Origin of the sequence: Pseudomonas sp. S31 (genome assembly GCF_016648105.1) — a bacterium.
Lineage (GTDB): Bacteria > Pseudomonadota > Gammaproteobacteria > Pseudomonadales > Pseudomonadaceae > Aquipseudomonas.
In genome coordinates this window covers 14,881-37,836 of record NZ_JACVVE010000005.1, presented here as the reverse complement: position 1 = coordinate 37,836, position 22,956 = coordinate 14,881, and the positions used below count along the sequence as shown (strand labels likewise).

Below are 22,956 nucleotides of genomic sequence, written 5' to 3'. Positions count from 1 at the left end.
GAGCCTGTGGCACCTACCGGGGGTGTGAATTTGGAGCGCACCTGGCGTGTCGATTGGCTAGGCTTGGCGGAGCCAACTGCTTGGTGACGGTGGTGCTTTGTGGGTGCTTAGAGGGCTGAGACCTTTTGAATCAGGGGCTTCAGGGTAGGATGGAGCGGCTGGGTAACGTTGACAAGAAATGGCTGACTTTAGTGCAATCCGCAAAACGTCTGGAAAGGCGTCGAACCCGACCTGCACCCCTATGGCGCCTGCTACCACGACCTGGCCGAGCGCCGCTCGACCGGGGTCATCGAATACCTCAAGGTGCACCAGGTGGGCGCGGTGATCGTCGGCGGCCTGGCCCTGGACTACTGCGTCAAGACCACCGCCCAGCAGTTGCGTCGGGCCGGTTTCCAGGTGCTGCTGTACCTCCCAGCCTGCCGCGCCCTCACCCAGGAAGGCGCCATCAGCGCCTGCGGCGCACTGGCCGCCGAGGGCGTCATCCTCTGCGGCGACGAGGCCGCGCTCGACTACCAGCTCTCTCTGATCAAGGAAGACCGCCCATGAGCGACAGCGTTTTCGGCCCACGGATCATCCAGAACCTGCTGGACACCGATTTCTACAAGATCACCATGATGCAGGCGGTGCTGCACAACTATCCCAACGCCGAGGTGGAGTGGGAGTTTCGCTGCCGCAACGGCGAAGACCTCGCGCCCTACCTGGCGGAAATCCGCTACCAGGTCGAGCAACTGGCCGACGTCACCCTCACCCACGACCAGTTGGCGTACCTGGAGAAGATCCCCTTCATCAAGCCGGACTTCATCCGCTTCCTCAGCCTGTTCCGCTTCAACCTGCGCTACGTGCAGATCGGCCTGGACGACAGTGGCCAGCTGGCGATCCGCGTGCGCGGTCCCTGGCTGCACGTGATTCTCTATGAAATCCCGCTGCTGGCGATCATCAGCGAAGTGCGCAACCGCTATCGCTACCGCGACGTGGTGATCGAGCAGGTTGGCGAGCGCCTGTACCAGAAACTCGACTGGCTGCAGTCCGAGGCCAGCGCCGAGGAGCTGGCCGGCTTCCAGTTGGCCGACTTCGGCACCCGGCGGCGCTTCTCCTACCGGGTACAGGAAGAAGTCGTGCACATCCTCAAGCGCGATTTCCCCGGCCGCTTCGTCGGCACCAGCAATGCGCACCTGGCCCGTGAGTACGACCTCAAGCCCATCGGCACCATGGCCCACGAATGGTTCATGGCCCACCAGCAACTCGGCCCACGCCTGGTCGACAGCCAGGCGGCCGCCTTGGAATGCTGGGTGCGCGAATACCGCGGGCAACTGGGGATCGCCCTGACCGACTGCATCACCATGGACGCCTTCATGGGCGATTTCGACCTGTACTTCGCCAAGCTGTTCGACGGCCTGCGCCACGACTCCGGCGACCCGCTGGCCTGGGCGGAGAAAGCCATCGCCCACTATGAGCGGCTGGGCATCGACCCGAAGGGCAAGACGCTGATCTTCTCCGATGGCCTGGACTTCGCCAAGGCGCTGGAGCTGTACCGGGCATTGCACGCGCGGATCAACGTGAGCTTTGGCATCGGCACGCGGCTGACCTGTGATATTCCTGGGGTGGAGCCGATGAATATCGTGATCAAGATGACCGGGTGCAATGGGGCGCCGGTGGCGAAGATCTCAGACAGCCCGGGGAAGACGCAATGTCGGGATGAGAATTTCGTGGCGTATATGAAGCACGTGTTTCGGGTGGGTTGAGGAATTGGATTTGCTCGGAGCTGATGGGGGTGTACCTAACCGCCTCCACTCACGGGGCATCACGTACTAAGGTGAGAACCGCAGCCTCCTTGAAAAGCTCAGGGCTGGACAACCCAGGGAATGAGAGTCATTATCTAGAATGTTACTTTATATCATTCCATAGGTAAGCCGCATGAAACCCGACATCCATCCCGACTACCGCCCTGTCCTGTTCCACGACGTCTCCGCCAACGCCTTCTGGTTGATTGGCTCGACCATCGACACGGACAAGACCTACTCGCATAGCGACGGCAAGACCTATCCGTACGTGACCCTCGACGTCTCCAGCGCTTCGCATCCGGTCTACACCGGCCAGGAGCGCAAGGCCAAGACCGAAGGTCGCGTGGCGGGCTTCAACAAGCGCTTCGCGGCCTTTACCAGCAGGTAAGCCGCCCGCTCAGTCCGCGCTCGGCTCCACGTTGGTCTCGACCGCGGCCTGCGCCGCCAGCTTCTCACGGTCCGCCTTGCTGATGTACCTGGGCTTGTTGCTGCGCGGCGCCAGCTTGGCACTGGCCTTCTTGGCATGGGCCTTGAGCAGCTGCTTGATTTTTTTCTGGCGGTTCATGGTGCACTCTGACGGGAATAGCGTTGCGCACATCATACCGAGCACCGCGCGAATTACCGAACCTGAATCTCCGGAACCTGTTCCCCTTCGCCGCGAGTCATCACTGCCAGCGATATTGATGCCTCCGCAGCAAAAAGCCGGACATGCATGCACATCCGGCTTCGTCTCGTACTGCCCGGCTATTACAACTTGCGCCCCAGGGCCTGGAAGAACAACTCCGACTGCAACCGCTCACTGTCGACCTGCGCCGCTACCTTGCTGGCCATCTCCGGGTCGGCAGGTACCAGGGCCAGCCCGGTGGAACGTGCGAGTACCTCGGCATTGCACGCCCGCTCCAGGTAGTAGAGATCGTCGTAGGCATAGTCGATGCGCTCTGCACATACGACCACGCCGTGGTTGCCAAGGAAGACGATATCGGCGCCATTCATGGCCATGGCGATACGCTCCCCTTCACGGTGATCGAGGGCAAAGCCGTTGTATCGGTCGTCGATCACCAGACGATCATGGAAGCGCATGGCGTTCTGCGATAGGGTCGTGTCCAGTGCCCGGGCCTGGGTCAACGTCAGCGCCGTGGCGTACGGCATGTGGGTATGCAGCACGCAAGTCTTCTTGGCGACGCGGTGGATCGCGGCATGGATGAACATAGCGGTCGGTTCGATTTCGTGGCGACCGGCCAGGCGCTTGCCCATTTCGTCCACCATCACGATGTCGTCCGCTTGGACCTCTTCCCACATCAGGCCGCGGGGATTGAGCAGGAACAGGTCCGGCCTGCCTGGCAGCGTGACACTGAAGTGGTTGCAGACGCCTTCGGCAAGGCCGTGAAAGGCCGCAGCGCGCAGCGCCAGGGCTAGGTCCGCGCGCAGCTTGGCGACCTGGGGGTCGTAATACAGTTCTTGCTCAAGGGTTTTGACAGCTTGCATTTTCATCTCCTCACTTACTGCTGGCGAAACGTTTGGGCACCAGGACGAACAGCACCGCACCCGCGAACGCACAACCTGCCACCACGTAGAGCGAGAAGTCGGTGCTCTTGGTCAGGTCGACTGTCCAGCCCACCAGGAAGGGGCTGAAGAATCCTGCGAGATTGCCCACGGAGTTGATCAGCGCCACGCCGGCCGCCGCGTTGATGCCCAACATCGCGGTGGGTACGGTCCAGAAGATCGGGAAGGAGGCCATCACCCCACAGGTCGCGAGCGTCAAGCCCAGCATGGCCAGTTGCCCGTTATGGGAAAAGTGCGCGGCCATCACCAATCCGATCATGCCGATGAACAGTGGAATTGCCAGGTGCCACCTGCGCTCGTTGCGCAGGTCGGCCGAGCGGCCGACGTAGATCATCACGAAGCTGGCGACCAAGTATGGAACGGCGGTCAACAGGCCGACCGATTGCATGTCGTCGAAGCCGGCGTTCTTGATGATGGTCGGCATCCAGAAGCCCAAGGCGTACTCACCCATTTCGATCAGGAAATAGACCAGGCTGAAATACCAGACCACTGGCGAGAACAGGAAGCTGAGCAAGGATGCGCGTTGCTGGTTGGGTGCCTGGGTAGCGGCATCACGCGCCAGTTCGAGCCTGACCCGTTGCTTCTCTTCTTCGGTGAGGAACTCGGCCTCCTCGAAACTGTTGGGCAGGCAGCGTTTGACGAAAAAGCCCACCACGATCGTCGGAATGCCATACAAGAGGAACAGCCACTGCCAGCTGGAAAGCCCCATCGGCGCATGCTGCATGCTCGACATGATCCAGCCCGACAACGGCCCGCCAATGATGCCCGACAGCGGTATCGCCGCCATGAACAGCGAAATCACCCTGCCTCGGCGCTCACTGGGAAACCAGCGGGTGAAGTAGTAGATGATGCCTGGGAAAAACCCAGCTTCGGCGACGCCGATCAGGAACCGTAGCACGTAGAAGGTGCTCACGTTTTCGATCAGCATCATCAGCGAAGTGAGCGCGCCCCACACCACCATGATGCAGCAGATCCAGCGCCGAGCCCCCATGCGTTCGAGGATGATGTTGCTGGGCACGGCAAAAATGAGGTACCCGAGAAAGAAGATCCCCGCGCCCAGGCCGTAGGCCGTTTCCGATATGCCTAGGTCGGCCAGCATATCCAGCTTGGCGAAGCTGACATTGATCCTTGCAAAGTACGCCAGTACGTAACACAGAAACAGAAACGGGATCAGGCGAACCGACATCTTCTTGTAGATGCCATCGAGTTGCCGGGAGGAATCGCACGCTGAAGACACATCTATCGCTGCTTTCATTTCATCACCTTTGCTGCACGCGTTGTTTTATTTGTAGGCATCGATGAATTGTTGTTTTTTGCTTGTTGTTATTACGCAGGCGCGCCGGGCGGCTTGCTGCATGAAAATCTATGCGGCAGATTGATGATTGTCAACAATCAACAATAAACACATTTACAATCAATGAGTTATCGTCGATTTAAGTGATCTACAGTATTTGACCGGCAGACCTGAGCAGGGCCGGATGTGTACAAAAAGCCCTCGGCAATGCTATATGTCAGCGCGTCGCCATCAGGACCCGCTTTCATGAAATCCATCCAGCTTCGTCCAGTCTCGAAGCTCTCCGCCGAACAGCAAGCCACCGACAGCCTCAGGGAGTCGATTCTCTCCGGCCATCTGAAGCCCGGCGAACGCATCACCGAGACTGCGCTGGCGGACCAGTTGGGTATCGCCCGGGGTACCCTGCGAACCGGGCTCAATCGCCTGGCGACCGAAGGTATCGTCGTGCAGACCCCTTACGTCGGCTGGCAGGTGGCCGAGCTCACGGCCGACGATGTCTGGGAGATATGGACGCTGCGCGGCAGCCTGGAGCGCCTTGCCGCCACCCTGGTGGCAAAGCAGCGGGATCCACGGGTGCTGCAGGCGATCGAAGCGGCGTTCGTCGACCTGAGCAAAGCCTGCGAAAAAGGTGGGAAAAAGAACATCAACCAGTGCGACTTCGCGCTGCACCGAGCGATCATCGAGGGCACCGGCCACCAGCGCCTGATCCGCCAGTATGCCCTGGTGCAACAGCAGGTGCGCTGGGTGATCAACACCACCAACCTGGTCATGCACCCGACCAACGACACCATCCTCGAGCAACATCGCGCATTCGTCCAGGCGATCCTCGCCGGTGAAAGCGACAAGGCCGGCGAGCTCGCCTGGCAGCACAATGCCTGCGATGGCGATCGCCTGGCGCAGTGGATCGGCGAACTGGCATGACCGCATGCGCCCATCGCCGGCACGCCGGCGATGGGCCGATCAGCCACCGTTCACCTCACTCGCCCCACACCTCCTTGAGCACATTCACCCAATTCTCCCCCATGATCTTGCGCACCACGCGCTCTGGATGCCCGCGCTTGAGCAAAGTCTCAGTGAGGTTGGGGAATTCGCCGACAGTACGCATGCCCAGCGGGTTGATGATCTGGCCGAAGTTGGTCAGGCGACGGGCGTAGCCCTTGTCGTGGGTCAGGTACTCGAAGAAGTCCTGGCCGTGGCCCTGGGTGAAGTCGGTGCCGATGCCGATGGCGTCTTCACCGACGATGTTCATGGTGTACTCGATGGCCTCGGCGTAGTCGTCGATGGTCGCGTCGATGCCCTTGGCCAGGAACGGCGTGAACATGGTCACGCCAACGAAGCCGCCATGCTCGGCGATGAACCTGAGTTCCGCATCGGTCTTGTTGCGCGGGTGTTCCTTGAGGCCGGACGGCAGGCAGTGGGAGTAGCACACCGGTTTCTTCGATTCGAGGATGACCTCTTCCGAAGTCCTGGAGCCAACATGGGACAGGTCGCACATGATGCCGACACGGTTCATCTCGGCGACGATCTCGCGACCGAAGCCCGACAGGCCGCCGTCTCGCTCGTAACTGCCGGTGCCAACCAGATTCTGGGTGTTGTAGCACATCTGCACGATGCCCACGCCCAGCTGCTTGAAGACATCGACGTAGGCGATCTGGTCCTCGAAGGCGTGGGCATTCTGGAAGCCGAAGAGGATGCCGGTCTTGCCCAGCTCCTTGGCCTTGCGGATGTCGGCGGTGGTGCGCACCGGCATCACCAGGTCGCTGTTGTCGCGGATCAGCTTCTGGCTGGCGACGATCTGGTCGACGGTGGCCTTGAAGCCCTCCCACACCGACACCGTGCAGTTGGCTGCGGTGAGCCCGCCCTTGCGCATGTCCTCGAACAGCTCGCGGCTCCACTTGGCGATGATCAGGCCGTCGATGACGATGCTGGAGTCGTGTATCTCACGTGGGTTCATGGGTTACCTCCTGGTGGTTGGATGGGCGCACCGCGTCCTGCTCATCGTGCAGCGAGATGCGCGACGTTTCGGGCAACGCCAGCCCTCCCACCAGCGCCAGCAAGGCGATCAGCACCAGGTAGAAGGCCGGTGCCAGGCTGCTGCCCGTCAGGGAAATCAGCCAGGTGGCGACCAGCGGCGCGGTGCCGCCGAACAAGGTGTAGGCGACGTTGTAGGTGATGGCCGAGGCGGTATAGCGCGCGCGGGTCGGGAATACCTCGGAGAGCAGCGCCGCCGTGACCACGCCCGAGAACACTGCGGCGACCGCCAGCAGGATGACGCCCAGCACGGCCGCGTAGAGGTCCCCGGAACTGGCCAGCCAGTACGCGGGGAACACCGAGACAATGGCCCACAGGCAGGTGAAGCCGATGGTCCTGCGCCGCCCGAAACGGTCGGCGAAGGCGCCGGCCACAGGGCACGCGCCAGCCGAGAACAGCAAGGCGATGGTCGACACCATCAGTGCCTGCGCCCGGGTCAGGTGGCCGACCACCTGCAGATAGGTGGCGAAGTAAGTGGTGAACATGTAGAACGACAGCGCCGTGAGCGAAATGAACGCGCCAAGGCGAAGAATCGTGCCGCTGTGGTGCTTGAAGGTTTCCTTCAGTGGCGAGTGGGCGTGCTCGTCTTCCGCAGCCATGGCCTGCTTGAAGGTCGGCGTTTCTTCCATCTTCCAGCGCAGGTACAGGCCCACGATGCCGAGTGGCGCAGCGACCAGGAACGGTACTCGCCAGCCCCAACTGCTCATGGCCTCTGGCGACAAGCTGGCATCGAGCAGGTAGGCGATCACCGCCGCAGAGGCGAAGGCCGAAAAGGTCGACACCGGAATGAAGCTGCCATACCAGGCGCGCTTGTGCCGAGGGGCGTGTTCCATGAGGTAGGCGCACGCCCCGGCGTATTCCCCGCCAGCGGAGAAGCCCTGGATGCAGCGCGTCAGCGTCAGCAGGATCGGCGCCATCAAGCCGATGCTCTGGTAGGTCGGCAGCAGCCCGATGACCGTGGTGGCCCCGGCCATCATCAGTACCGTCATCGACAGCACCCGTTTGCGCCCGTAGCGGTCGCCGAGCGACCCGAACACGACGCCGCCCAGGGGGCGGAACGCGAATGCCACGGCGAACACGGCAAAGGTCTGCAACAGCGCCGCATTGGGGTCGTCACTGGAAAAGAACTGCTTGGCGATCACCGTTGCGAGAAAGCCGTAGACGGCGAAATCGAACCACTCCACAAAGTTGCCGACCGCCGCCGCGGTGGTCACTTTGCGTAGCATGGAGGGGGACACGGGCGCATTATCATTCATGCGTTGCTCTCCTGGTTTTCTTGTAATTGGTCGCACATACGTGCTTCTAGGATGGGCAGCAATGAAGCAAGGAATCGATCGGCCAGGCGATGCGATACGCGTGGTCTTTCGCCACGTAAATCGCAGGAAGATTGAACAGCGTCTTGTTATTGGAAATGGGCAATCGGAAGTTCGCCGCTGCAACAGCGGCAGGGCTTGAAATGCGCGAGCAACTTGTCGTCAATTCCAAGCTGATGTCATCATAGGGCGGCCGTACCTGAAGGGTCCAGGCATCACGATCACCTAGGTGATCGACTACGGGAAGGAAGGCGGCTCGGGCTCTGGAAAGCCATTCATGAGGGGATCGAGGCGTGAGCAGTAACGACAACGGGCCTGATGCCCTGGGAATACTCCACCACTTGCCGGTGGCCGTGATCGTTGCCGAGAATCGTAAGATCACCCACTGTAACGAGCGGGCATTGAGTCTGTTTCGCACCACGCCCGAACGTATTATCGGGGCCTCTTTCGCGGTGCTTTATCCTGCCCAGAAAGACTTCCTGAATGCGGCCGAACATTTCGCGCCGTTGTTATCCCGCCACGAACACTTCAATGACGACCGGATCATGCGACGTATGGACGGCACGCACTTCTGGGTGACTGTCAGGGGCTACGGGTTCAATGAAGCGGACCCCTATCAGCATGCTGCCTGGGTGTTCACCGACTCGGTGCAGGCACAAGTGCCCCATAGCAGAATCACCCTGACGCCCCGCGAGCGCGACGTCGCGGCATTGCTCGTCGATGGGCAGACGAGCAAGGAAGCGGCCAAGACGCTGGGCATCAGCCCGCGGACCGTGGATATCCATCGGTGCAGCTTGTTGAAGAAATACAGCGTGAATTCGACCGCAGAGTTGATTGCTCGGTTGGTGAAGTGAGTAAGTAGCACCATCGCACACGCTTCAACTGCCCTCCTCGCTCCCCTCCAGACACATCCGTAAAAACTGCGCCGCCGCCCGTGAAGGCGTGGCGGCGTGCGGCATGAGGATGGAAAAGCGCCGGACCAACGGCTGCGGCCCGATCCGCAGCCGATGCAGCGCGCCGTCCTCATGGCGGATCGACATGGCCGAGACGAAGCCGATCCCCATGCCTGCCCGCACCGCCTCCTTGACCCCTTCCACCCCGGCGATCTCCAGCGCCACGCGCATCGCCACGCCCTCGCGGGCAAACGCCCGCTCGACCATCTGCCGCACCCCCGAGCCGCTTTCGCGCAGCACCAGCGGAAAATCCCCCAGTACCTCCAGCACCTGGCGCTCCTGCCCCGCCAAGGGGTGGCCGCTGGGCACGATGGCGACGATTTCGTCCTCACGCCAGGGCGTGACCTCGGTGCCCAACGGCAACGACTGCCCGGGCGGCCCTTCGATCAGGGCGATATCGACGCTGTCCAGTGCCGCGACGATCTCGGCGCTGTTGCCATTGCTGGTGGTCACCAGCACGTCCGGGTAGCGGGCCTGGAAATCGGCCAGCAGGTAGGGCAGCAGGTAGCTGGCCGGCGTGGTGCTGGCGCCGATGCGCAATGTGCCGCGCTCCAGGCCGAGCATGGCTTCACGTAGCGCCTGGGCCTGGCGGAAGGTGTCGCGCAGGCGCTCGGCGTGGGCCAGCAACTGCTCGCCGGCCGGGGTCAGCCGCACACCGCGCCCGGCACGCTGGTACAACGGCTCGCCAAAGGCTTCCTGCAACAGCTTGAGCTGGCCGGACACCGCCGGTTGCGACAGGTGCAGGGCCAGTGCGGCATGGCTGATGTTGCCATGCTCGGCAACGGTGGCGAACGTTATCAGCTGTTCTGGGGTCATGAATTCAACATATCAGCTAAACGGATATTTCGCATTGTAAATGACGATTTTTTATAAGCTTATAACCGCATTAACGTAGGCCATGTCGAAACTCCATTGCGCAGGACTCACCATGGCCACGCACTCTTCCCACTTCTCGTTCGCGCCTACCCAAGCCACCCGCGGGCGGCTCAACGGCATCCTCTTCGTCGCCTTGTTCGCCTCGGCAGTGACCGAATTGGCGGCATTGCCAGCGGTGGCCAGCCTGGGCATCAGCCCACTGATCGTCGGTATCGTCGCCGGCGCCTTGTATGGCAATGGCCTGCGCGACAGCGTGCCGGCCAGTTGGGGCAGCGGCATCGACTTTTCCGCGCGCAAGCTGCTGCGCATCGCCGTGGCCCTGTTCGGCCTACGCGTCAGCCTGCAGGAAATCGCCGAAGTCGGCTGGTCGGGGCTGACGGTGGCCGTGCTGGTGGTGACCAGTACCCTGGTGATCGGGGTCTGGTGTGGCACCCGGCTGCTCAAGCTGGACCGCGATACCGCCCTGCTGACCGCCGCCGGCAGCGCGATCTGCGGCGCAGCAGCGGTACTCGCGTTCGAGTCGGCCTTGCGCAGCGCGCCGCACAAGAGCGCCATGGCGGTGGGCAGCGTGGTGCTGTTCGGCACCTTGTCGATGCTCCTCTACCCACTGGCGCTCAACCTCGGCTGGCTGCCGCTGGACACCCTCGGCACCGGGCTGTTCTTCGGCGGCACCCTGCACGAGGTGGCCCAGGTGGTCGGTGCGGCGAGCAATGTCAGCGCCGAGGCCACGCATATCGCCACCATTGTCAAGATGACCCGGGTGATGTTGCTGGTCCCGGTGCTGCTGGTGGTCGGGCTGTGGATCAACCGCTCGCGCCAGCCGGGCCAGGGCACAGGCAACGGGCGCATTGCCGTGCCCTGGTTCGCCTTTGGCTTCCTCGCGCTGGTGCTGGTGAATTCGCTGCAAGTGCTTTCGGGTAGCGTGACCCAGGCCGTCAATCAGTTCGATACCTTCGCATTGACCATGGCCATGACCGCGCTGGGCATGGAAACCCGCTTCAGCCAGATCCGCCAGGCCGGGCCACGGGCATTGGTGACCGGGGCGATCCTCAACCTGTGGCTGGTCGGGGGTGGGCTGGCGATTACCCTGGGGGTACAGCGGTTGCTGGGGTGAACCTGCCTGCATGGCGGGGTGTTTTTCGCGGGTGAACCCGCTCCTACACGGGGCCCACTGCACACGCAAACGGTGGCGTTGTTGTAGGAGCGGATTCATCCGCGAAGCAGGCGACACGGTATAAAGTTTTTCCGGTATGGTGTTGTCAAAGAAGGATGTTTTACCTGCACAGGAAAGACTTAGATGCCTCAACGCAATGTCATCAATGCATCCGTCAGCCCCAAAGGCAGCCTGGAAACGCTGTCGCAACGTGAAGTCCAGCAACTGAGCGAAGTCGGTACCGGTAGCCTCTATACCCTGTTCCGCCAGTGCGCCCTGGCCATCCTCAACACCGGCGCCCATGTCGACAATGCCAAGACCATCCTCGAAGCCTACAAGGACTTCGAAGTACGTATCCATCAGCAAGACCGTGGCGTGCGCCTCGAGCTGTTGAACGCCCCCGCCGACGCCTTCGTCGACGGCGAGATGATCGCCAGCACCCGCGAGATGCTGTTCAGCGCCCTGCGCGATATCGTCTACACCGAAAGCGAACTGGCCAGCCAGCGCATCGACCTGGAAAGCTCCCAGGGCATCACCGACTACGTCTTCCACCTGCTGCGCAACGCCCGCACCCTGCGTCCAGGCGTAGAGCCGAAAATGGTCGTGTGCTGGGGCGGTCACTCGATCAGCACCGAGGAATACCAGTACACCAAGAAGGTCGGCCACGAACTGGGCCTGCGCAAGCTGGACGTCTGCACCGGTTGCGGCCCTGGTGTGATGAAGGGCCCGATGAAGGGCGCGACCATCGGCCATGCCAAGCAGCGCATGCATGGCAGCCGCTACCTGGGCCTGACCGAGCCGGGCATCATCGCCGCCGAGGCGCCCAACCCGATCGTCAACGAACTGGTGATCCTGCCCGATATCGAAAAACGCCTCGAAGCCTTCGTGCGTGTCGGCCACGGCATCATCATCTTCCCCGGTGGCGCCGGCACCGCCGAGGAGTTCCTGTACCTGCTGGGCATCCTCATGCACCCGGACAACCAAGACCTGCCTTTCCCGGTGATTCTCACCGGCCCGCGCAGCGCCGAACCGTTCCTGCAGCAACTGCACGATTTCGTCGGTGCCACTCTGGGCGATGCCGCCCAGCGCCACTACCAGATCATCATCGACGACCCCGCAGAGGTCGCCCGGCAGATGGTCGAGGGGCTCAAGGCGGTGAAGCAGTTCCGCCGCGAGCGCAACGATGCCTTCCACTTCAACTGGCTGCTGAAGATCGAGGAAGGCTTCCAGCACCCCTTCGACCCGACCCACGCCAACATGGCCGGGCTGGCCCTGCACCGCGAGCAGCCGCCGCACGAGCTGGCCGCCAACCTGCGCCGGGCGTTTTCCGGGGTGGTCGCGGGCAACGTGAAGGATAAAGGCATTCGCCTGATCGAAGAGCACGGGCCGTACCAGATCCGCGGCGACAGCGCGGTGCTGGAACCACTGGGCCGGTTGCTGCAGGCATTCGTCGACCAGCACCGGATGAAGCTGCCGGGTGGCACGGCCTATGTGCCGTGCTACCAGGTCGTGACCTGATATCGCCGGGGCCGCCCCAGTCGCCAGCCGTGCGGGTAGCGATCTACCTGACCGGGCTGGCCACGGTCCGGTCGTTCAGGCGAATGCTGTTCCGCCCCCCGCGCTTGGACTGGTACAACGCCACGTCGCCCTGCTCGATCAACGCCGCCAGGCTTGGCGGCGGCTGGTCGAACAGGCTGGCGCCGATGCTCAAGGTCACTGCCTCGGGGGTCGGCACCGCCTGCTCGGCCAGGCGCTGGAACTCGTCGCGCAAACGGCTGCCCAGCTCCACCACGCGCTCGCTGGAGGCATCGCTCAAGAGGATGACGAACTCGTCACCGCCCAGCCGCGCCGCCAGCGAACGCTCCGGCAGCACGCCGCGGATCATTTCGCTCAACGCCACCAGCAGCCGGTCACCTGCGGCATGGCCGTGCAGGTCGTTGACCAGCTTGAAGTTGTCGATGTCGATCAGCAGCAAGGCCCCCGGCCGCGCCGGCGTGACGTCCTTGAACAGGTGTGTGGACCGCACTTCCAGCGCTCGTCGGTTGTACAGCGCGGTCAGCGGGTCCCGAGCCGCCAGGCGGGCGATGCGTTCTTCACGGCGGTAGCGCACGGTGCCGGTCATCGACAGGGCGATCAGCATGATCGCCATCGCGCCCTCGACCAGGGAAATCTGAATGATCAGGCCGCCGAAGGTGGCCAGGTCGATCAGGGTGCCCGGGGTCACGGCGATGACCGCCTTGAGCACGTAGAACAGGCCGTGCAACAGCAACACGTAGCGCAGCTGTACGGCGCCGACGCTCAACGACTTGCCGTGCGGGCGCAGCAGGGAGCTGGCCTTGAGGGTCAGCAGCGCCACCAGCAGCGAGTTGACCATGAGCATGACCTTGGACCACTGCGGCCCGGCTGGTAGCAGCAACAAGGCGCACCACACCAGCACGATCGACAGCCAGGCCCGCGACAGGCGCGTCTGGGTAAAACGCACCACGCCGACCAGGAAGAAGGCATGGGCCACGACCAACAGGCCATTGGCGAACCAGATGCCGATCAGCAACAAACCGATACCGCGCAGCAGTGCCAGGGTGCTGCCGATGGTGATGGTGGAGAAACCGGCGCTCCAGAACAGCAGGGAAGGTTCACGCACGCTGCGCCACTCGATCGCCAGGTACAGCGCAGCGGCGGCTGCCAGGGCGATGGTGATGGTCAGCATCGTGATGGGATCAAGCGCCATAAAAAGTGCGGCCTATTGGATTAAACGGAAAAGGCCTGATTGTATGCGCTTACAATGATTTTTCGCAGCGCCGTGCAGCGGTTTAGTTGCAGAATAATGCCACAAGGCCACCACCCGACCACCCAAGAACTGGAGACCCCATGAACGCTCTACGCAGCCTGCTGCACCGTCAACTGCAAAGTGGTGCGCTGTACGCCGTGCTGGCCGCGCTGGGCTTCAGCTTCAAGGCCATCTTCGTCAAGCTCGCCTACGCCGCAGGCCCGGTGGATGCCGTCAGCCTGCTGGCCCTGCGCATGGGTCTGTCGCTGCCACTGTTCGCCTGGCTGGTGTGGCTCAGCCGCAGACAGCCCAGCACGCCGCTGAGCCTGGGCGACGGCCTGCGCGTGGCGCTGCTGGGGTTGCTCGGCTACTACCTGTCCAGCCTGTTCGACTTCTACGGGCTGCAGTACATCAGCGCCGGCCTGGAACGGCTGATCCTGTTCACCTACCCCACCCTGGTCCTGATCCTGCAGGCCATCGCCCTGCGCGAACGGCCGAGCAGCCGCACGCTGGGGGCAATGGGCTTGTGCTATCTCGGCTTGGGAATCGCCTTCGTGCATGACCTGAGCGTGTCCGGCATGGGCCACCAGGTGCTGCTGGGTTCGCTGTGGGTGTTCGCCAGTGCCGTCACCTACGCGCTGTATTATTCCGGTACCGGGATGATGCTCAAGCGCATGGGTTCGATGCGCCTGGCCGGGTTGTGCGGCGTGGCGTCCTCGCTGATGGTGCTGGCGCATTACCTGCTGGTGGCACCGGCCGCCCAGCTGTGGCAGCTACCCGGCGCGGTGTGGCTGAATGCCGGGCTGATGGCGGTGTTCTCCACCGTGCTGCCGATCTACTGGGTAGCGCTGGCGATCCAGCGCATGGGGCCGACCCAGACCGCCGCAGTCGGCAACCTGGGCCCGGTGCTGACAGTGCTGGCCTCGTGGGCGATCCTCAGCGAGGACATTTCCATCTACCAGCTACTGGGGCTGGCGGTGGTTCTGTTCGCGGTGTCGCGGCTCAAGCCCGGGCACAAGCCGGCCAAGGCCGCCAACGAGGAGCGAGCCCCGGCCTGAGGGCGCAGGCCTGGCCTACAACACCCGCTTGATCAGCGGCTCCAGCCGGCTGTAACGCAAGCGGCGGAGAAACTTGCGCACCTCCTTGGGGTGCTCGGTCTTCTCGCCCAGTTCGGCCGGCGATTCGATCTTCGGTGCATGCCGGCGAATGCCCTGCAGCTCGGCGTCCCTGGGCGCCAGCCACTGCCCGGCGGGGTCGTCGATCAACAGGCCGTTCTCCAGGTCGAGGCTGAAGCCTCGTGGGTTGAGGTTGTTGCCGGTCAGCAGGCAATAGCGCTGGTCGACCCACACGCCCTTGGCATGGAAGGTATGCCCAGGGTCGTTCCAGATGCGCACCTGCAACTGGCCACTGGCGATGGCGGCCTGGCGCCGTTGGACGAACGCCCGCAGGTTGTCCTCGTACAGGTAAGGCAACGCTCCACTGGCACTGAACGGTTCACCGGGGGCGATATAGAAGTCGTTGGCAGTACGATCGCCGACGATCAATTCCAACTCCACTCCGCGCTCGAGCGCCTGGTCGATCTCGCGCATCACCACCCGTGGCGGGTTGAAGTAAGGCGTGCTGATCACGATCCGCGTCCGCGCCACCGCCAGCAACGCACACACCGCACGGTTGAGCGGATTGCCACGGCCAACCCCAAGCAACGGAACCACCCGCAGCCCCTCCCCCGGGACCGGAGCCGGCGCGGCATAGGCCATGCGCCGCAGCCGTGCGCGCAAACGCCGAATGTCGCCACGCAGGCGGCGCGAGGAAGGCGCCGCGGGCAAGTCCAGGCGCGGCGTGGCCGTGTGCTGCAGCAACTGCTGCACCAGGCCGACCATGGCATCGGCCAAGGCCTGTGAATGGAACAGGTGGTAGCGGTCGAGGCGATAACGCTCGAAGCGGTGCAGGTAGACGTTGTTGAGGCTGGCCCCGGTGTACAGCACGCAGTCGTCGATGATGCTGCCCTTGAGGTGGAGCACGCCGAACAGTTCGCGGGTTTGCACCGGTACACCATGGATCACCACATCCAGGCCACGCAGCTGGCGCTGGGCCTGGTACCAGGCCGCATTGCCCGGCTGCCGCCCTGCGCCCAGCAGGCCACGGCGAGCGCGGAACCAGTCGACTACCACGACCACCTGCAGGCCCGGCCGTGCGGCCTTGGCCTGGTACAGCGCATCGAGCACTTCCTGGCCGGCTTCATCTTCCTGCAGGTACAACGCGACGATGACGATGCGCCGGGTGGCCTCGCGGATGCGTTGCAACAGGCAGGTACGATAGGCGGCGGCATCGGGGAGCACTTCGATCGCCTCAGGGGGCAAGGCGAAACCTGGCAGCGCGGCCAGCTGGGATTCGGGGCTCAAGGTTGTTTCACCTGTTCTGGGCGGATACTGCCCAGCTTGCACAGGAAGCGCGCGATGGTCCAGTGCGCTGTAGGAGCGGCCTTGTGCCGCGAAGGGCTGCACAGCAGCCCCAGGAGTATTGGCCCAGAACCGGTACCCTGGGGCCGCGTTGCGGCCCTTCGCGGCGCAAGGCCGCTCCTACAATGGAGTTTCGCTCTATTTTAGGTCGAAACGATCGAGCTCCATGACCTTCACCCAGGCGGCAACAAAATCTTTAACAAATTTGTCGCCACTGTCCGAGCTGCCGTACACCTCGCTCAATGCACGCAACTGGGCATGGGCGCCGAACACCAGGTCCACGCGGCTACCGGTCCACTTCACTTGGCCGCTCTTGCGATCTCGGCCTTCGAAGCTGTCGTTGTCCGCCGAGGTCGGCTTCCATTCCACCCCCATGTCCAGCAGGTTGCGGAAGAAGTCGTTGGTCAGGGTGCCAGGCCGGTCGGTGAACACACCCTCCTTGCTGCCGCCATGGTTGGCCCCAAGCACCCGCAGGCCGCCGATCAGCACGGTCAGCTCCGGCGCAGTGAGGGTCAGCAACTGGGCCTTGTCCAGCAACAGCTTCTCGGCCTTGACGCTGTACTTGCTCTTGCTGAAGTTGCGAAAGCCATCGGCCAGCGGCTCGAGCACTGCGAACGACTCGACATCGGTCTGCTCCTGGGATGCGTCGGTGCGGCCCGGGCGGAACGGCACGCTGATGCTGTGCCCGGCGTCCTTGGCTGCTTTCTCGACCGCAGCGCTGCCGGCCAACACGATCAGGTCAGCCAGGGAAATCTGCTGGCCGCCGGCCTTGAACTCGCCGCGGATCTTTTCCAGGGCCTGCAGCACTTTGTCCAGCTGTTCGGGCTGGTTGGCCGCCCAGAACTTCTGCGGTGCCAGGCGAATACGCGCGCCGTTGGCGCCACCACGCTTGTCCGAACCCCGGAAGGTCGAGGCAGCCGCCCAGGCGGTGCCTACCAGCTCGGCCACGCTCAGGCCCGAGGCCAACACCTTGGCCTTGAGCGCGGCGATGTCCTGCTCGCTCACCAGCGGGTGGTCGGCCTTGGGCAGCGGGTCTTGCCAGAGCAGTTCTTCCTGCGGATTTTCCGGCCCCAGGTAGCGCGCCAGCGGGCCCATGTCGCGGTGGATCAGCTTGTACCAGGCGCGGGCGAAGGCGTCGGCCAACTGGTCGGGGTTGTCCTTGAAGCGGCGGGCGATCGGCTCGTAGATCGGGTCGAAGCGCAGGGCCAGGTCGGAGGTCAGCATCGAGGGGGCGTGACGCTTGCCCGGGTCGTGGGCGTCCGGCACGCTGCCCGCGCCCTTGCCATCCTTGGGCCGCCACTGGTTGGCGCCAGCCGGGCTCTTGGTCAGCTCCCACTCGAAGTTGAACAGGTTGTTCAGGTATTCGTTGCTCCAGCGCGTCGGGGTCGAGGTCCAGGTCACCTCCAGGCCGCTGGTGATGGTGTCGCCGCCCTTGCCGGTGCCGAACTTGTTGGCCCAGCCCAGGCCCTGGTGCTCGAGGCCGGCAGCTTCCGGCTCGGCCCCGACGTTGTCGGCCGGGCCGGCGCCGTGGGTCTTGCCGAAGGCGTGGCCACCGGCGATCAGCGCAACGGTCTCTTCATCGTTCATGGCCATGCGGCCGAAGGTGTCGCGGATATCCTTGCCCGAAGCCACGGGGTCGGGGTTGCCTTCAGGACCTTCCGGGTTCACGTAGATCAGGCCCATCTGCACCGCGGCCAGGGGGTTTTCCAGGTTGCGCTCGCCGCCCAGACTGCGGCTGGACTCCTCGCCGTGCTTCTGCGGCTCGGCCACCAGGTCGCCCTGCCCCGGCGGCTGGGCCTTGCCATAGCGGGTGTCGCCACCGAGCCAGACCTTTTCCGAACCCCAGTACACGTCCTCGTCCGGCTCCCAGACATCGGCGCGCCCACCGGAAAAACCGAAGGTCTTGAAACCCATCGACTCGAGGGCGACGTTACCGGTGAGGACGATCAGGTCAGCCCAGGAGATCTTGTTGCCGTACTTCTGCTTGATCGGCCACAGCAGGCGCCGGGCCTTGTCCAGGCTGACGTTGTCGGGCCAGCTGTTGAGCGGGGCGAAACGCTGTTGGCCGGAGCCCGCGCCACCGCGGCCATCGCCGATGCGGTAGGTGCCGGCGCTGTGCCAGGCCATGCGGATGAACAGCGGGCCATAATGGCCGAAGTCGGCCGGCCACCAGTCCTGCGAATCGGTCATCAAGGCCGTGAGGTCTTGCTTCAAGGCCTGGAAGTCGAGGCTCTTGAATGCCTTGGCGTAGTCGAAGTCCGGGTCCATCGGATCGGACTTGGCGGAATGTTGGTGGAGAATCCTCAGGTTGAGCTGGTCAGGCCACCAGTCACGGTTGGTGGTGCCGCCACCTGCGGTTTGATGGAACGGGCATTTCGATTCGTTCGACATCTGCTATTACCTTTGGGTCGATTATCCAGATTTCCGGTCTATGCCAGTTTGTGCTTCAGCCGAGCGCGTGCGCCCGAACTGCCCCTCGTCAGGTCAAACAAATACACGAAGCACCGGAAAGATTAGCCGACCCTAGGCAGACAGCTAATAGACCAAGTGTTGCAAGGTAATAGCCTGGCTCTCTCAGCGCTTGCGCTGCATCCACGCTGCGCCCAGGCCGCTCAGGCAGATGATGGCGATGCCCAACAGGCTGGCATCGTCCGGCACCTGGCCATAGATCAGCAGGCCCAGCAGCCCGGCGAAGACGATCTGGCAATAGCTGAACGGCGCCAGCAGCGCTGGCGCTGCATGGCGGAAGGCCTGGGTCAGCAGCAGATGCGCGCTCATGCCGAAGCCGCCCAGGGCCAGCATCAGCAGCGCATGGTCCCAGCGCGGCACCTCCCAGAAGAACGGCACCAGAAGGCTCATCACCAAGGTGTTGCACAGGCCTGCATAGAAGTTGCTGGTGGTCGGGCTGTCGTGGGCAGCTACCAGGCGGGTGAGCAACTGGTAGAAGCAGAAGCCCATGGCCGAGCCGAACGGATAGAGAATGGCCGGGGTGAACATCGCGCCCCCCGGGTGCACCACCACCAGCACGCCGATGAACCCCAACACCACCGCCACCCATTGCCCCACCGTGACCCGCTCGCGCAGCAGCGGTGCCGACAGCGCGGTGACCAGCACCGGGGCGAGGAAGTTGACCGAAGTCGCCTCGGCCAGCGGCAGGTACTGCAGCCCGGTGGTGAACAGCAGGCTGGTGCTGAGCAGGCACAGCGCTCGCAAGGTCTGCAGCACCGGGCGACGGGTACGCAGCACGTTGAGGCCGGCCTTGGGCAGGAAGATGCCGGCCATCAGCAGGGTGTGCACCACATAGCGCGCCCACACCACCAACACCACCGGGTACACGCCGCCAAGGAACTTCGACAGCGCGTCGTGGCTGGCGAACAGGAACGTGGCCACCACCACCAAGGCAATGCCACGCAGCGGTTGGTTGACTCCGGACAACGGTGTGCTGGAACTCATGGCGTTCTCGACTGCGGCGCGGCTGGATGCCGGGCCCGGGGAAGGCCGCTCAGGGCAGGCCTGGCGGGTGCAACAGGAGGAATTCTAGAAGAGATACGACAAGTTAAGGAAGTTCCTTGAGACGCTGCATCAAGCGTTGGCGCTTTCTGTTCGCTGATCGACCACTTTCCGGTCCTGGCGCATGGCCCGCTCCTCCCCGAGCAGGCACCATCGAGCGCTGACCTTACCCGTGACAAGGAGTTTTCATGCATAGGCTCACCACCCGCAACGGCCTGGACCTGCCCGCCATTGGCATGGGCACCTGGCCGATGACCGGCGCACAATGTACCCAGGCCGTGCGCCAGGCCCTGGAACTGGGCTACCGGCATATCGACACCGCCACCGCCTACGGCAACGAGGACGCTGTCGGCCAGGCCCTGCGCGACAGCGACGTGCCCCGCGAACAGGTGCACCTGACCACCAAAGTCTGGTGGGACCGCCTTGAGCCCAAGGCCATGCGCCAATCGCTGGAAGACAGCCTGCGCGCCCTGGGTACCGAACAGGTCGAACTGTTCCACATCCATTGGCCGGCCAAGGACATGGACCTGGCCCGCAGCATCGAGACCTTGGTGGCCCTGCGCGACGAAGGCAAGGCCCGCCACATCGGCGTGGCCAACTTCCCGCTCGGCCTGCTGCGCCGTGTGGTCGAGGAGCTCGGTGCGCCGCTGTCGGCGATCCAGGTGGAATACCACGTACTGCTCGACCAGCAACCGCTGCTCGACTACGCCCGTCGCCACGACCTGCTGCTGACCGCCTACACCCCGTTGGCACGTGGCCAGGCCGCCGCGCAACCAGAGATCCAGGCCATCGCCCGCAAACATGGCGTGCTCCCCAGCCAGGTGGCGCTGAGCTGGCTGCTCGGCCAGGACGGCGTGGCGGTGATCCCCAAGGCCAGCAGCCGCGAAAACCAGCTGGCCAACCTGGCGGCCCAGGACCTGCGCCTGGACGACGAAGACCGCGCACTGATCGCCACCCTGAAAAAGGACCAGCGCGTAGTCAGCCCAGCCTTCGCACCCGATTGGAATAGCTGAGGCCTGACACGGCCTCATCGCGGCGGTTCGGCGCGATGGGCGGCGAAGCAGCCCCAAACGCCCTCATCCCACCGCCGCTACCTGCGTCAACCGCTCACTGGCCGGCGCTGGCCGCCCATACAAATACCCCTGAAAATGTGAACACCCTTCCGCCGCCAGGCGGCGCATCTGCTCCGGCGACTCCACCCCTTCGGCGGTAGTCTTGATCATCAGGCTGTTGGACAGTTCGGTGATGGCCCGGATGATCGACATCGCCTCGCGGCTCTCGCACATGTCGTGGACGAACGACTTGTCGATCTTGATCCGGTCGAAGGGAAACGAGCGCAGATAGCCCAGCGACGAGTAGCCGGTGCCGAAGTCATCCAGCGAGATGGACACGCCCAGGTCTTTCAGCGCCCGCAGGATGCGCACGTTCTCGTCGCTGTTGCCCAGCAGCACCGATTCGGTGATTTCCAGCTCCAGGCGTTGCGCCGCCAAGCCCGAGTCGGCCAGGGCCAGGGCCACGGTATGCGCCAGGTTGGCGTTCTTGAACTGCACCGGCGACAGGTTCACCGACACGGTCTGCTCGGTGCCCCAGCTGGCGGCCTCCTGGCACGCCAGGTTCAACGCACGCGCCCCCAGCTCGTGGATCAGCCCGGTTTCCTCGGCGATGGGGATGAAGTCCATCGGCATGACCATGCCCCGGGTCGGATGCTCCCAGCGCAGCAGTGCCTCGTAACCGGTGACGCTGCGGGTCTGTTGGTCGACCACCGGCTGGTAGTGCAGATGCAGCTGGCCCAGGTGCAGCGCGGTGCGCAGGTCGGTCTCGACCAGGCGGCGCTGGCGAGCGGCCACATCCAGTTCGACGTGGAAGCATTCGTAGCGGTTGCGGCCGTTGCGCTTGGCCTCGTACAAGGCCATGTCGGCGTAGCCCAGCAGTTGCTCGGCCTGGTCGTTGTCGTCCGGGGCGATGGCCACCCCGATGCTCACGCCCACCGAGAACTGGTGGCCTTCGATCTGGAACGGCGGGCAGATGGCGTCGATCAGGCGCTGCGCGGTGTTGCAGGCAGCCTCGCGGTTGTCCAGGCGGGTCAGTACCACGGCGAATTCATCACCGCCCAGACGCGCCAGGGTGTCATGCTCGCGCAGTTCGCGGCGCAGGCGCTTGCCCAGGGCGCGCAGCAACTTGTCGCCGAACGCGTGGCCGAGCGAATCATTGATGTTCTTGAAGTTGTCCAGGTCCAGGCACAGCGCGGCGGTCAACTTGCCGCTCTCCTCGCCGCGCACCAGGGCCTGCTTCAGGCGCTCGTTGAACAGGGTGCGGTTGGGCAGACCGGTGAGCGCGTCGTGGTGCGCCATGTGGTGGATCTGCGCGTGGGCGGCAAGTTGCTCGGTGGCATCCTCGGCCACGAACAGCACATAGTCGGCCTGGCCTTCGCGGTTCTGGCTGAGCAGCACACGGCTGCGCAGCGTACGCGGGCCACAGGCGGTGTCGACGCGGGTTTCCGCCGCATAGCCCTTGGTGCTGCGCGCGCCACGGGCCAACTGCTGCTCCAGGTAATCGGCCACGGCTGGCGACAGGCATTCCGACGGCAAGCGGCCGATCATAGGCGTGTCACGCCCACCGAACAGGTCCTCGGCCTGCTGGTTGGCCAGCAGGATACGCTGGCTGGCCAGGTCCTGGACGATGACGCTGGCTGGGATGTTGGCAATCACCGAATCGAGGAACTGCGACACCGTGGCCATTTCCTGCTCCTGGCGGCGGCGCTCGGAAATATCCCGGGTGATCTTGGAGAAGCCCAGCAATTGGCCGCGTTCGTCACGTACGGCATCGATGATCACGTGGGCATGGAACGCCGTGCCATCCTTGCGCAACCGCAGGCCCTTTTCCTCGAAGCGGCCCGTGGTCCGCGCCTGTTCAAGGTTCTGCTCCGGCAGGCCGGCAGCCCGCTCGGCCTCGCTGTAGAACAGCGAATAGTGCTGGCCGACCACCTCGTCGGCGAAATAGCCCTTGGCCCGCTGGGCGCCCGGATTCCAATTGGCGACGATTCCATCGGGGGTGAGCATGTAGATGGCATAGTCCACCACGCTCTGGAACAACAGCCGGTACATGATGTCGGGGCTTGCGACTAACGACATGAGCTTTCCCTGAACCTGCGGTGTGCACGAAAAGGAACCCCCGGCTTAGAGCGGGCGAGCCTGATGAATGGGTAGTGGCATTATGCCGCGCAGGTTGATTTTTTGTGAAGTGGTTCACAAAATTT

General features: G+C 63.7%; 19 protein-coding genes and 1 pseudogene. 9 read left to right on the top strand and 11 right to left on the bottom strand.

Annotated features, from left to right (window positions below; translation table 11 throughout):
• Positions 1–207 precede the first annotated feature (207 nt).
• The 3 genes and pseudogenes from IAE37_RS05770 to IAE37_RS05760 form a co-directional block, all read left to right on the top strand.
• Positions 208–546: pseudogene (locus tag IAE37_RS05770) on the top strand (isochorismatase family protein); the annotation flags it as partial.
• Entirely contained in the window at positions 543–1,742 is a 1,200-nt protein-coding gene (gene pncB / locus IAE37_RS05765; RefSeq protein ID WP_201170808.1) for a nicotinate phosphoribosyltransferase, read from the top strand. The pseudogene IAE37_RS05770 and the gene pncB, both read left to right, overlap by 4 nt.
• Positions 1,743–1,914: 172 nt before the next feature.
• Positions 1,915–2,169: a type B 50S ribosomal protein L31 gene (locus IAE37_RS05760; protein WP_201170806.1), complete on the top strand. Its 255-nt coding sequence runs from the start codon at positions 1,915–1,917 to the stop codon at positions 2,167–2,169.
• A gap of 9 nt (positions 2,170–2,178) precedes the next feature.
• On the opposite strand, the gene IAE37_RS05755 is transcribed toward IAE37_RS05760, so the two are convergent.
• The 3 genes from IAE37_RS05755 to IAE37_RS05745 all read right to left on the bottom strand — a co-directional run bounded on the left by IAE37_RS05755 (position 2,179) and on the right by IAE37_RS05745 (position 4,599).
• On the bottom strand, positions 2,179–2,346 hold the full coding sequence (locus tag IAE37_RS05755; RefSeq protein ID WP_201170798.1) for a DUF2986 domain-containing protein: 168 nt from the start codon (positions 2,344–2,346) through the stop codon (positions 2,179–2,181).
• 182 nt (positions 2,347–2,528) lie between these two features.
• Positions 2,529–3,266: an aldolase gene (locus IAE37_RS05750; RefSeq protein WP_201170794.1), complete on the bottom strand. Its 738-nt coding sequence runs from the start codon at positions 3,264–3,266 to the stop codon at positions 2,529–2,531.
• Positions 3,267–3,276: 10 nt separating this feature from the next.
• On the bottom strand, positions 3,277–4,599 hold the full coding sequence (locus IAE37_RS05745; RefSeq protein ID WP_201170792.1) for an MFS transporter: 1,323 nt from the start codon (positions 4,597–4,599) through the stop codon (positions 3,277–3,279).
• A 285-nt stretch (positions 4,600–4,884) separates the two neighbouring features.
• Between IAE37_RS05745 and IAE37_RS05740 the strand changes: the two genes are divergently transcribed.
• Positions 4,885–5,559 carry a GntR family transcriptional regulator gene (locus IAE37_RS05740; RefSeq protein ID WP_201170789.1) on the top strand — a complete coding sequence of 225 codons (675 nt, stop codon included), beginning with the start codon at positions 4,885–4,887 and terminating at the stop codon, positions 5,557–5,559.
• A 55-nt stretch (positions 5,560–5,614) separates the two neighbouring features.
• On the opposite strand, the gene IAE37_RS05735 is transcribed toward IAE37_RS05740, so the two are convergent.
• Positions 5,615–6,592 carry a dipeptidase gene (locus IAE37_RS05735; protein WP_201170787.1) on the bottom strand — a complete coding sequence of 326 codons (978 nt, stop codon included), beginning with the start codon at positions 6,590–6,592 and terminating at the stop codon, positions 5,615–5,617.
• A complete protein-coding gene (locus IAE37_RS05730; protein WP_201170785.1) occupies positions 6,579–7,925 on the bottom strand; it encodes an MFS transporter in 1,347 nt (448 codons plus the stop codon). The genes IAE37_RS05735 and IAE37_RS05730 overlap by 14 nt, the downstream gene beginning before the upstream one ends.
• A 350-nt stretch (positions 7,926–8,275) precedes the next feature.
• Between IAE37_RS05730 and IAE37_RS05725 the strand changes: the two genes are divergently transcribed.
• On the top strand, positions 8,276–8,836 hold the full coding sequence (locus tag IAE37_RS05725; protein ID WP_201170783.1) for a LuxR C-terminal-related transcriptional regulator: 561 nt from the start codon (positions 8,276–8,278) through the stop codon (positions 8,834–8,836).
• A gap of 24 nt (positions 8,837–8,860) precedes the next feature.
• On the opposite strand, the gene IAE37_RS05720 is transcribed toward IAE37_RS05725, so the two are convergent.
• On the bottom strand, positions 8,861–9,751 hold the full coding sequence (locus IAE37_RS05720) for a LysR family transcriptional regulator (protein WP_201170782.1): 891 nt from the start codon (positions 9,749–9,751) through the stop codon (positions 8,861–8,863).
• Between the two features lie 112 nt (positions 9,752–9,863).
• On the opposite strand from IAE37_RS05720, the gene IAE37_RS05715 reads away from it, so the two are divergent.
• Entirely contained in the window at positions 9,864–10,925 is a 1,062-nt protein-coding gene (locus tag IAE37_RS05715) for a YeiH family protein (RefSeq protein ID WP_201170781.1), read from the top strand.
• 183 nt (positions 10,926–11,108) lie between these two features.
• Positions 11,109–12,482 (top strand): nucleotide 5'-monophosphate nucleosidase PpnN, encoded by a 1,374-nt coding sequence (gene ppnN, locus IAE37_RS05710; RefSeq protein WP_201170780.1) that lies wholly within the window; start codon positions 11,109–11,111, stop codon positions 12,480–12,482.
• A gap of 43 nt (positions 12,483–12,525) precedes the next feature.
• Here the strand turns inward: ppnN and IAE37_RS05705 are convergent, their stop codons facing one another.
• A complete protein-coding gene (locus tag IAE37_RS05705) occupies positions 12,526–13,692 on the bottom strand; it encodes a GGDEF domain-containing protein (protein WP_201170778.1) in 1,167 nt (388 codons plus the stop codon).
• A gap of 140 nt (positions 13,693–13,832) precedes the next feature.
• Between IAE37_RS05705 and IAE37_RS05700 the strand changes: the two genes are divergently transcribed.
• Positions 13,833–14,789, top strand: a complete 957-nt coding sequence (locus tag IAE37_RS05700) for a DMT family transporter (RefSeq protein WP_201170776.1) — start codon at positions 13,833–13,835, stop codon at positions 14,787–14,789.
• Positions 14,790–14,804: 15 nt separating this feature from the next.
• On the opposite strand, the gene pssA is transcribed toward IAE37_RS05700, so the two are convergent.
• The 3 genes from pssA to IAE37_RS05685 all read right to left on the bottom strand — a co-directional run bounded on the left by pssA (position 14,805) and on the right by IAE37_RS05685 (position 19,643).
• Entirely contained in the window at positions 14,805–16,133 is a 1,329-nt protein-coding gene (pssA, locus tag IAE37_RS05695; protein WP_201170774.1) for a CDP-diacylglycerol--serine O-phosphatidyltransferase, read from the bottom strand.
• A gap of 195 nt (positions 16,134–16,328) precedes the next feature.
• Positions 16,329–18,581 carry a catalase/peroxidase HPI gene (gene katG / locus IAE37_RS05690; RefSeq protein ID WP_201170761.1) on the bottom strand — a complete coding sequence of 751 codons (2,253 nt, stop codon included), beginning with the start codon at positions 18,579–18,581 and terminating at the stop codon, positions 16,329–16,331.
• Between the two features lie 183 nt (positions 18,582–18,764).
• Complete coding sequence (locus IAE37_RS05685) at positions 18,765–19,643, bottom strand: DMT family transporter (protein ID WP_201170750.1); 879 nt, start codon at positions 19,641–19,643, stop codon at positions 18,765–18,767.
• Positions 19,644–19,888: 245 nt separating this feature from the next.
• On the opposite strand from IAE37_RS05685, the gene IAE37_RS05680 reads away from it, so the two are divergent.
• Entirely contained in the window at positions 19,889–20,713 is an 825-nt protein-coding gene (locus IAE37_RS05680) for an aldo/keto reductase (protein ID WP_201170747.1), read from the top strand.
• A gap of 63 nt (positions 20,714–20,776) precedes the next feature.
• Here IAE37_RS05680 and IAE37_RS05675 read toward each other — a convergent pair whose 3' ends face one another.
• On the bottom strand, positions 20,777–22,831 hold the full coding sequence (locus IAE37_RS05675; protein ID WP_201170744.1) for a sensor domain-containing protein: 2,055 nt from the start codon (positions 22,829–22,831) through the stop codon (positions 20,777–20,779).
• Positions 22,832–22,956 lie beyond the last annotated feature (125 nt).